This is a genomic window from Pseudomonas sp. 30_B, from assembly GCF_017491605.1.
Lineage (GTDB): Bacteria > Pseudomonadota > Gammaproteobacteria > Pseudomonadales > Pseudomonadaceae > Pseudomonas.
Window position 1 is genome coordinate 149735 of sequence record NZ_JAFGYY010000012.1, and the last position, 11569, is coordinate 161303.

Here is an 11569-nt window from a genome sequence, read left to right on the forward strand (position 1 = left end):
TGATTGTTGCGAAGCATCATGGGTTGCCGCTCCTGCGCTGGGCGGCGTCGCGCAGCTGGGCGCGGAAGCCCCTTGCGGTCTGCGCGGTCTTGTCGGGTTTGGCCACCATGTCGCCGGGCAGTGGCGCCCACAGCGACGGGTCGGGCAGCAGGCCGTCGGCGCTGAGGCTGGTGACGCCGTGGCGGCCCTCCACCCAGCGCTTGTCCAGGTCGCTGGCGCGGCGGCTTTCGCCCACCGCGCGGGCGACGAACTGGCCCTTGATCTGGCCGAGCTGGGCGCCGAGGGATTGGCTCTGGATTTCCGGGGTGGCGAAGAGGTTGATGTTGCTGCCGTCCGCACCCCAGGCGGACAGCGAGAGGTTGTGGTCGATGCGCTCCACTACCGGCTGCACGAAGATCGCCGGCTCCAGCCCCAGCACCGGGTCGAGCGGGCGGCCGTCCTCGGCGAAGAGGCCGACGTAGGGGCCCGGCGGGATGTAGGGCGTCGAGATGTCCAGGGTGATGGTCAGCAACGCCTGGTCGGTGGCGCCGGCAAGGTCGCTCACGGTGTAGGTGAAGTAGTCCTTCAGCACCTGCCCGAGGCCGGCCGCCGCCAGCACCTCGGGATTGCTCAGGTCGATGGTGTAGGTGTAGCTGCCGTCCGCATTGAGCACGAGGGTGCCGTAGCGGCCGGCGATGGGCTGGCCGACGGTGCCTGCGGTGCCGCTTTCGTTCTCCTGGCCGGTGCGGATGCCGCTGACGCTGAGCTGGTCGCCGCCATCCACGTCGCTGTCGTTGGGCAGCACGTTGCCGCTGGTGTGCGGCGCCGGCACCTGGTCGCTGGCGAAGTTGCTGTCGTCGCGTGCCACCGGGTTGTCGTTGGCGCCCTGGATGGTCAGGGTCAGGCGCGCGTCGGAGGTGGCCCCGGCGGTGTCGCGCATGCGGTAGGTGAAGACTTCGGTGAGGGTCTCGCCGGCACTGCGCAGGGCCTGCACGGTGGGGTTGCTGTTGTCCACCAGGTAGCGGTAGCTGCCGTCGGCATTGATCACCAGGGTGCCGTAAAGCCCCTGCAGGCTTTGCCCGGCGTTGGCGCTGCGGCCGTTCTGGGCGCTGAACTGCACCACCTGGCGGGTTTCGCCGTTGGCCACGCCGTCGACGTCGCTGTCGTTGTCCAGCACGTTGCCGCTGGGGTCGACGCCGGGGGTGCCATTGTTCACGCCGCCGGCTTCCACAGCGGTGGCGGCATCGTCGCGGGCGATGGGGGTGTCGTTGGCGCCGCGGATGACGATGGTCAGGCGGGCGTAGTCCGAGGCGTTGAACTTGTCATGGATGCCGTAGGTGAAGACCTCGGTCAGCGTCTGGCCGGAGAGGCGCAGGGCTTCCACGGCGGGAAGGCTGTTGTCGACCTCGTAGCTCCAGCTGCCGTCGGCATTCATCAGCAGTGTGCCGTAGAGGCCGCGCAGCGGGGTGCCGACCACGCCGTTGGCCGGCCCGGAGGCATCGCCCCCGGTGCGGATGTCGAACACGGTGAGCGTGTCGCCTTCCAGGTCGGTGTCGTTGGCCACCACGTTGCCGCTGGGGTTGAGCCCCGGCGTTGCGTTGTGCAGGCCGCCGGCCTCGATGGCTTCCGCCGCGTCGGGGTTGGCGTGGGGCGCGTCGTTGCGGCCGAAGACGATGATGTTCAACTGGGCCAGGTCGACCAGGCCGCCGTTGTCGCGTACTTCATAGGTGAAGCGTTCGACCAGCGTCTCCAGCAGGGAAAGCGCCTGCACCGCCGGGTTGTTCGAGTCGACGTTGTAGGTGTAGCTGCCGTCGGAGCCGATGATCAGTTGCCCGTACAGCCCCTGGATGAGGGTGCCGTCGGCGTTGCTGGTGCCCGCAGTCACCGCCTCCAGCGTGCCGCCGGCCGCCTCGGTGCCGACGCGGATGCCGCTGACCACCTTGCCGTCGCCGGCGTCCACGTCGGTGTCGTTGTTCAGCACGTTTCCGCTGGGGTTGTAGCCGGTGCCGCCGTCCTGGGTCTGCGCCAGGGCCAGGGACAGGTCGTCATGGGCAACGGGGGCGTCCCAGGCGCCGAGGACGGTGACGCGCAGCACGCCGATGTCGCTGGCGCCATCGGCGTCGACGACCTGATAGGAGAAGAACTCCACCAGGCTCTCGCCGGGTTTCAGCGCTTCCACCTCCGGCAGGCGGTTGTTGATGAAGTACTGGAACTGACCGTCCGCCCGGATGTGCAGCACGCCGTAGCGGCCGAGCAGGGTGGTATCGGCGTTGCCGACGGCATTGAAGGTGCCGTTGGAGTTGCGGTCGCCGTTGCGGATGCCATTCACCAGGCGGGTTTCGCCGTAGGCATCCACGTCGCGGACATCGGTGAGCGAGTTGCCGGTGGGTGATATGCCGGGGGTGCCGTTGAAGGTACCGCCGGCCTCGGTGGCGAAGACCGCCAGGGCGGGCGCATGGGGCGCGTCGTTGCGACCGTGGATGCTGATGGTCAGTTGGGCCACCGAGGTGGCGCCGGCCAGGTCGCGGATGCTGTAGGTGAAGGTTTCTTCCAGCCTGTCGTTGTCGTTGCGCAACGCCTCGACCAGCGGGTTGTCGTTGTCCAGGACGTAGCTGAAGGTACCGTCGGCGTTGAGGGTGAGGGTGCCGTAGGTGCCGACGAAGGCGGTACCCAGGGCGCCGTTGTTCAGGCCCTGGCGGACACCAGTCACCACCAGGGTGTCGCCGGCGTCCACGTCGCTGTCGTTGGCCAGGACGTTGCCGCTGGGGTTGAAGCCGGGGAGGTTGTTGTCGCGGCCGCCCTTTTCGATGGCGATGACGTTGTCGTTCTGCGCCACCGGCGTGTCGTTGGCGCCGTGGATGGTGATGCGCAGGGTGGCCAGGTCCTGGGCACCCTCGGTATCGATTACCGCGTAGGTGAAGTCGTCCGTCAGCTGGTCGGCGGCACTGCGCAGCGCCTGTACGCGCGGGTCGTTGTTGTCCAGCCGGTAGTGGTAGCTGCCGTCGGCGTTGAGGGTCAGCCAGCCATAGGTCCCGCGCAGTTCCACGCCCAGGCTGCCGGCGGTGCCGGTGGCGAACTCGCTGCCGGTGCGCACCGAGTCGACGGCCTTGGTTTCGCCAAGGTCGACCGAATCCACGTCGCTGTCGTTGTCCAGCACGTTGCCGCTGGGGTCGCTGCCGGGCTGGTTGTTGTTGACGCCGCCGGCTTCGACCGCCACCACGGGGGCGCCGGGCGCTACGCCATCGTCGCTGGCCACCGGATTGTCGTTGGCGCCGTGGATGACGATGAGGACGAAGGACGGATCGGAGAGACCGACGGAGGCGTTGTCGTCGGCGAGCACGTAGGTGAAGCCGTCGAACAGGTGGTCGGTGTTCAGGCGCAGGCCATCGACGGTCGGGTCGTCATTGTTCAGCGCGTAGCGGTAGGTGCCGTCGCGGAAGATGGTCAGGGTGCCGTAGGTACCGTTGACCACCAGCGGCAGGCTCGGATCGGCCGGGAAGGTCTGGCCGTTCACCGAATACACGCTGATCAGGTCGCCGTCCGGGTCGGTGGCGTTGAGGGTGATGTCGCCGCTCGGATCACTGCCGCCGCTGCCGTTGCCGACGCCGCCTTTCTCCACGGCGGTGGCCACGACGATCTGCGCCACGGGCGGGTCGTTGACGCCACGGATGGTGATGACCAGTTGTGCGCGATCCTTGAGCCCTTCCTGGTCGACGATCTCGTAGGTGTAGTAGACCACCACCGCCTGGCCGGCCGGCAGGCCCTGGATGGTAGCGTTGTCACTGTTGACGTCGAACCTGAAGGAGCCATCGGCGCCGATGGTCAGGGTACCGAAGGGATCGGGGTCGGTCACGACGGCGCCATTGATCTCGGCGTAGGAGGCGCTGATGGCCGTACCGTTGCTGGAGGTGGTGCCGGCGCCGACGCCGGCGAGCGGGGTCGACGGGTCCTCGCGCATCGAGCCGATGCCGATCACCGAGAGCTTGGAGCTCGGCCGGTCGATACGGTCGACGTCGGTGTCCACGCCGTTACCGCCGGGCTGGGTGATCGAGCCGGGGCGGCTGGGGAAGAGGATGACGTTGCCGGTGGGGTTGCTTTCCAGCGTCGGATCGTTGGTGGCCGCGGCCTGGGCCACGGCGCGGTCGTCGCTGGCCACCGGGTTGTCGTGGTTGCCGCTGATGGTGATGCGCAGCTCGGCCAGGTCGCTGAGGCCGCCGGCATCGGTCACCCGGTAGGTGAAGTACTCGTTCAGGGTGTCGCCGGGCACCAGCCGCTCGACGGCGGTCTTGGTGTTGTCGACCACATAGCGGTAGGAGCCGTCGGAGTTGATGGTCAGGGTGCCGTAGGTGCCGACGATGACCTGCGGCACGCCGCTGACCACGTCGGTGATCGGACCGGGGACCCGTTCGCGCAGGGTGCGGATGCCGGTGACCGTCTTGGTTTCACCGAACTGATCGACGTCGGTGTCATTGGTCAGCACGTTGCCGACGGCGTCCTGGCCGCCGCTGCTGTTGTTCACGCCGCCGGCCTCGGCGGCGCTGTCGGGATCGTCGACGGCCACCGGGGCGTCGTTGGCGCCGTGGATGGTGATGGTAATGGTGGCGGTGGAGGTGGCACCGGCCAGGTCGGTGATGGTGTAGGTGAAGGTGTCCGTCAGGGTATCGCTGAACTGCCGCAGCGCCTGGACGGCGGCGTCAGTGTTGTCGACGGTGTAGGTCACCGCCCCGGAGCTGTAGATCACCAGCAGGCCATGCCCGCCGGCAATGGCCTGGAACGAGCCGTTCGGCACCAGGAACTGAGTGCCGCCCTGGCGGCCCGCGGTGGCGACCCGGATGACGTCGTTGTTGGTGGCGATGTCGACATCGCTGTCGTTGTCCAGCGCGTTGAACGACGGATTGCTGCCCGGCGTCTGGTTGTTGGTGCCGCCGGCTTCCACCGCGTCGGCGGCGTCGTTGCGGGCAATGGGGGCGTCGTTGACCGGGTCGACGATGATCTGCACCTGGTCGACATCGGTCAGCGCATCGGCCGGGTTCTGGCCGGGAATACCGTCGCCGTTGGCGTCGCCGAAATTGCCCTGGTCATTGGTGGTCATGGTCAGGGTTTCGGCGTTGCGGAAGGTGTTGAAGTCCTGGTCGCCCTTGTAATAGACCTGCGACAGCAGCACGTTCAGCTGCGCCAGGGTACCGGTCAGCGTCAGGCTGCGCCCGGCGCCGCCCGGCGGTACGGCATTGGGGCCGGGGGCGGTGGCGGTCTGCCAGAGCACACCGTGCTGGACGCTCAGGGTGACGCTGAGGATGCCGCTGCCGGCATCGGCATCGGCGACGGCCAGGCCCAGCAGGTGCAGCACGGTGTCTTCGCGGCCATGCTGGCCGGCGAGGGTATTGACCGGCGCTTCGTTGAGGTGCACGTAGCCGGCGTCGGCATTGCGCACGGCGCCTTCGCCCAGCGACACGGCGACGCTGCCCAGGCCGCTGGCGCTGGTGCCGGTATCGGTGTCGATGCGCACGTTGAAGCGGTTGTCGGCGGCGAGCTGGAAGGACTTGGGCATGACCACCAGGTAGTTGCCGGTCGGTAGCACGGCGAACTTGTACTGGCCGTTGGCGTCGGTGACGGTGTTGAACACGCGGTCATCGGCGGTGCCGAAGCTGTTGTCGGCGCCGGCCCAGGTCAGCTGCACGGCGCGTCCGGCAAAGCCGGGGCCGTCGGGGGTGATGCTGCCGGTGGCCGAGTTGGTGTCGTTCCACAGGGTGCCCTGGACGACGCCCAGGCCCACGCCGTCGCTGAGCACATAGTTGTTCAGCCCGGCTGCGCCGTCCTGGCCGGTGCGTTCGCCGCTGGCGGTGCCGGCGGCGCCGGGCACCGAGCCGCCCCAGCCGCCGGTCTCGAAGCTGGTCGGCAGGCTGGTCCAGGTCAGCACCGCGGAGCTGGCGGCGTTGTCGACCACCACCGCGCTGGGCACGGTGACGCGGTAGATGACCTGCACCTTGTCGCCCACTGCCAGGCGGTCGAAGTCCACCGAGAGGGCGCCGCCGGTGCTGACCCGTATGCCCGCGGGCAGGCTGCCGAGGTTCAGCGCGGTACCGTTGAGCAGGATGCTCTGCACCTGGTAATTGCTGCCGCTGGGGAACTGGTCCTGCAGGTGCACGTTGTAGGCGGGGACGCCGCCGTTCTGGGTGAAGTCCACCGACACGGTGGCGGTGGTGGTACTGGGGCCCGGCTGGATGTCGACGACCTGCTTGTGCACGCGGTCGAAGCTGGGCTCCACCACGTGTTCGAGCAGGGTGTTGCTGGTGCCGCGGTCGACGTCCTGGCCGGGCAGGCCGACGTGCTCGATGGCCTTCACGCCCAGGGTCGAGCCCGCCTGGTTGCTGGCGACGTTGGTGATCCGCACGTTGAAGTCGAGGACGATGCCCTCGATGTTGCCGTCCACGGTTTCGCGGTTGATCACGTTGCCCAGGTTGAAGGTGACGGTCTGGCTGCCATTGGCGTTGGTGACGATGTTCAGGTTGGTGGCATTGCCGTCGAAGATGCCGGTGGGGTTCACGCCGCTGAGGTCGGGCGTGATGTACCCGGCCACCGGGCTGGCTTCGCTGCCGGCCATCCACAGGGTGCCGCCCTTGATCAGGCTGGCGTCGGTGGTCAGGCCGTTGGGATTGTCCGAGATCAGCGCGATGAGGATGTTGTTCAGGTCGGCCGGGAGGAATTGCAGCCCGGCGGCCAGTTCGAGACGCAGCTGGTAATTGGGGTTGTCGCCGGCCGGCACCAGGACCACCACGCGGTAGCGGATCAGTTCGCCGACGGCCACGTTCTCGTTGATCGCGGAGGTGGTGACGCCGGCGCCGTCGCTGGGCGGCGGGGTATCCGGCAGGCCGCCGACGCGGGAGATCAGGATGCCGTTGGAGACCGGGAAGAGCAGCGCGGAAATCTGCCGGTAGTCATTGAGCGTGCCGCCGTTGAGCACCCCGTCGGCGCCGGTGCGTTCGCCCGCATTTGTGCCATCCAGGCTGGTCCATTGCACCCGTGCGTTGTTGGCGAAGGTCGCCTGGCCGGCCGCCGTGGCGTTGACCACGCCGGTGAGGCGCAGGGTGATGCTGCCGCCCTTGGCGATGTCGATGTTGGCGCCGTTGGCGGTGATCAGCTGGCCGTTCTGGATGACGAAGTCGACGCCGCCGTTGTTGGTGGCGCCGCCCTGGTAGAGCACGCCGGTGAGGGTGATGTTGTCCAGCTCGGTGGGCAGGATGTCCAGCAGGTTGATGTCGAACGCCGCGTAGTCGTTGGCGCCGTTGCCATTGCTGAGGGTGACGGTGAAGTCCACCCGGTCGCCCTGGTCGTAGCCGCCGATGCCGGGGGTGGAGGTGATGGCCTGGGTGATCTGCAGGGTCGGCTCGCGGACGATGACCGTCGGTGCGCCGCCGCTGCGGTTGACGGTGCGGTCCAGCGGGATCGTGCCGTTAGGGGTGTCGCCGTCCGGGTCCTGGTAAACCAGGCGGGCGTCGTTCTGCAGCGAGCGGGTCGCCTGGTTGCCGATGACGTTGCTGACCACCAGCTGTACCCGGATGACGAAGCTGCTGTTGCCGGCCTCGTTGTCGACGCCGGCCGTGGAGGCGCTGAAGGCGAAGCGTGCATCGACGCCGTCGGCGCCCAGCGCGCCGCCCACGCCACTCATGCCGCTGATGACGATGCTGCCGAGGAAGTCCCGGCTGAGCGAGCCGCCGCTGCCCGCGGCGGTGAGGATCAACTGGTAGCCCCGGCCACCGTTGAAGCTGGTGTCCAGGCGCAGGCCGGCGGGGATCAGGTCGTCGATCGAGAGGTTGCGCGTGGTGCCCTCGGGCAGGGTGACGACGATGTCGTAGAGCATGCTCTCGCCCACCACCAGGTTGTTGCCGGTGGTGTGGCTGGCGCTGGAGTCGTTGTCGCTCAGGCTGCCGCCGGCGAACACCTTGCGGATTTCCGGTGCGGCCACCTGCTGGTTGGCGATGTCGGTGAGGTCGGTGGGGGTGAAGTCGGTGCCGTTGTTGACGCTGGCGTAATTGCTCAGGATCGCCGTGCTCTGCAGCGTGCGGCCGGCGGCGATGGCGTTGTTGGCGACGACGTCGTAGGTGATGACGACGATGTTCTGCCCGCTGGTATCCGCCGTGGTGCCGGCGCGGCCCGGCAGCAGGCTGGCGGTGAAGTTGGCATCGAGGAAGGTGATCTGGCTGCCGGAGACGCTGTAGTCCACGCCTGCGCGCAGCAGGGTGCCGTCGCCCCGGTAGATCTGCAGGTTGGCCGCCGCCAGGCTGCCGCCGACGAAGGCCAGGTCCGGGGGCAGGGTGATGCTGGTGACCACGTCGAAGGCGCCGCCGCCACCGGTGTTCTCGATGGCCGTGGCCAGGCGCAGCATGTCGCCGCCGTCGATGCCGGTGATGTTGCCGTCGATGGCGGCAAGGTCGGTGACGCTGCCGCCGAAGGGCACACCGCTGGTGCCCGGCTTGTTCCAGGTGCCAGTGGTCCCGGTCACCGTGCCGTTGTAGCTGGAGACCACGCCGTGCTTGATGTTGAGCACGGGCTCGGCGATCGACTGGACCACTGCGACGTCGGACGACACCAGCACGGTCTTGTCGATCGTGGTGGTCTGGCTGGATTGCGCCAGCACGTCCAGCGAGCGCTGGTCGGCGAAAGGCTGGTCGCCCACGCGCAGGGTGAAGGTCAGCTCGATGCGCCCGCCGGTGGTCTGGTTGACCGTGTAGTTGCCGAAGTTGAACACCACCGAGTTTCCGGCGCCGCTGCTGACGGTGATCGCGCGTCCCGGGTCGCTGTTGCCGGCGCCGAGACTCCACTGGCCGACGCCGTTGCCGACGTTCCAGCCGATACCGCTGACGTTGAGCAGGGGCAAGGGCAGGTAGGCGGTGAGGCTGAAGTTCTCGTAGTCGCCGGTGACCAGGTTATAGGACAGCTGGAAGGTCACCACGTCGCCGGGGCGCAGCTCGCCATCGGCCGGTGGATTGCCGCCATTGACCTTGAACAGGTTGATGTCGACCTGGCTGGTGGGAATGGTGCTGAGGGTGCTGGAGCCGTCGGTCTGCAGTGCCCCGATGTTGATGGCATCTTCGAGGACGGTGGCGCTCACCGTCGCGTTGTTGCCCAGGCGGTCGCCTTCGTTGATCTCGGTGTGCGGCGGGTGGCTGGTGGTATAGGCCTGGTTGATGATCGCGTTGTAGCTGATCACCGCGGTGGTGGCGGCGGTCTGTACGTCGTCGAAGGCCAGGTCACCGTACAGCGCGCCCAGCCCCAGGTTGTTCACGGCGTTGAGTATCGATGCGCCGATATCGACGGTGAGGGTGGTGGTGCCGTCGGCGTTGGCAACGGCGCTGTAGACCAGGGCGATGGTCTGGGGGACGCCGTTCTGGCTGATGGTCATGGTCGGCGTGCCGACGATGCGCTGGCCATCGGCGAGGGTGTCGGTGACGGTGAACTGGCCTTCGCGCAAGAGGTTCTCGCCGAAGGCGAAGTAGTCCGACAGCGCCACGTTGAGCACATAGCGCAGGGTGTCGCCCGGGCTCAGGCCGGTGCTGCCGATGTCGTTCTGCAGCAGCGCCTGCTTCTGCAGGGTGATGCTCTTGGCCACGAACTGCGCGCCGGTGCCGTCGCCGGTGGCGCTGAAGTCGACATCGGTGGCGGGGGGCGTCACGTCGCGCGGGTCCAGCGGCGCCCACTGCCCGGTAGCGGTGGGCGCGCCGAAGCTGATGGTGACGGGATTGCCCGTGGTGGGGTCGATCACCGGGTCGCCGTCGGCCCCGACTTCCGGCACGTAGAAGTCCACGGTGGAGCTGGTCGGCGCGCTCAGGGTCGCATAGGTGATGCTGTAGGAAACGACGAAGATGTTCGGGTCGGCGATGGCCGCATTGATCAGCGCCGGATTGGTCAGCACCGTGCCGTTGCGCAGGGTCACCGAGGTCAGGGTGCCACCGGCGCCGGGGGTGATGGCGGTGACCCGCACGTCCGCCGGCACGCTCTGGGTGACCACAACGTTGTGCAGCGTCTGGCCGTCGGCCGGGGTGACGGTGACGGTTTGCGTGTGCACGAAGTTGGGACCGGTGGCGGTCTCGCCTTCGGTCATGTTGATGCTCTGGGTGATGTCGAGCAGGGTCGGGTGGATCACCAGGGGGTGAAGGCTGGCCTCCACCAGGCTGGGGTCGACCGTGGGGTTGTTCAGCGAGTCGTTGCCGTATTCGAAACCGCCACGGGCGTTGATGGTCAGGTCCGGGCTGCCGGTGGTGAGGCTGGTGTCGGCCAGGTTGCTGAGGGTCGCGGTGACCTGCAGGGAAATGACCGGCTGGTCCTGCGAGACGCTGGCGTAGGGCACCTGCAGTACCACGAACTGGTCGCCCGGTTTCATGCCGACGCTGGCGGCGGTGATCACCAGCGCCTTGCCGCTGGCGTCCTTGGCCAGCGGGTGGGTGGCGTTGCCGGCCGCGTCGAAGGTCACTACGTAGGATTTGACCGCATGCCCCAGGTAGCTGGCGCTGACGAAGCGGATGCCGTCGTCGCCGTCCTTGCCGGTGGCAGGCAGGAACAGGTCGATGTAGGGCGCGAAACCGACCTGGCTGGAGGTGTTGCGCAGGTCGACGTTGAAGGTGAACTGATCGCCGAGCAGGACGTCGGGGCTGGGGATGCTGATGCTCACGGTCGGGCTGGCGTTGGCCAGCAGGCCCTGGAAGTGGTCGAGGGTCGAGGCGGAGAGGGCGATTTTCTTGTCCAGATCGCCCGCGCGGACTTCCAGGTTCCAGTCGCCGCCGGCGGCGGTGGAACCGGTGGCGTTGCTGGAGGCGCCGACGTCGGCGCCGGTCCAGCGCGCCAGCTCGTTGACCAGGGTCTGGCCCGCGCTGCCGGCGCCCGTGTCGCAGCCGTAGAGCTGGATGTCCGCGCCGGGGCTGAGCTCGCTGCGCCAGGCGCTCAGGCGTTCGCCGAGCTGGTCGACGGTCTGTGCGGTGAAGGTCTGGTTGCCCAGGGTGAATTGGCCCGTGGCACCGTGGGAGAACACCTGGATGGAGTCCACCTTGCCCAGTTGCGCCAGGGCGTTGCTGATGGCGGCAATGGCGTCCTGGCCTGCGTCGACCACCAGCGCGGTGCTGCCGACCGGCAGGTTGGCGGCCAGCTGGTCGCGGTTCTCCAGGCGCGCGTCGATCACCACCAGATTGCGCGGTGCGCCGGGCGCGGGCGCGGCGGCCTGGGCGCGTGCCTCCACGGCGGTGGCGGGCGGGGTGCTGTCCTTGGCCTCGGTGGGCTGGGAGTCGTGGTGTTGCTGGTCGACTGCCGCTGCAGCGGCGCCGTCGAAGAGAATGCGTTGCTCCAGAGCCAGAGCGTGGGTGTGGGGGCGAAGAAGGAATGCGGCGCGCGCCTTGCCCTGATTATCCATTTCAGTACCCGTCGGATCGGTCAATGATCACGGCTTGGAACACAATCTCAAGCACATACGAGGGGCAAGCTTAGCCGCGGATTCTCGATAGCGAATAGGAATATCCGTGTGCATTTCGCGACACGTCTTTGGTTGGTTTCTGACTGTTCAGACAGTGAGTCGAGTTGATTCATAGGCGCTCCAAGCCGCTTC

At 67.9% G+C, this 11569-nt stretch carries 1 protein-coding gene; it reads right to left on the reverse strand.

Annotated elements, in window-relative coordinates; all coding sequences use genetic code 11:
• Positions 1-16: 16 nt before the first annotated feature.
• Positions 17-11377, reverse strand: coding sequence for a VCBS domain-containing protein (locus tag J5M67_RS15455; protein ID WP_207886217.1), 11361 nt, complete (start codon positions 11375-11377; stop codon positions 17-19).
• Between the last annotated feature and the right edge of the window lie 192 nt (positions 11378-11569).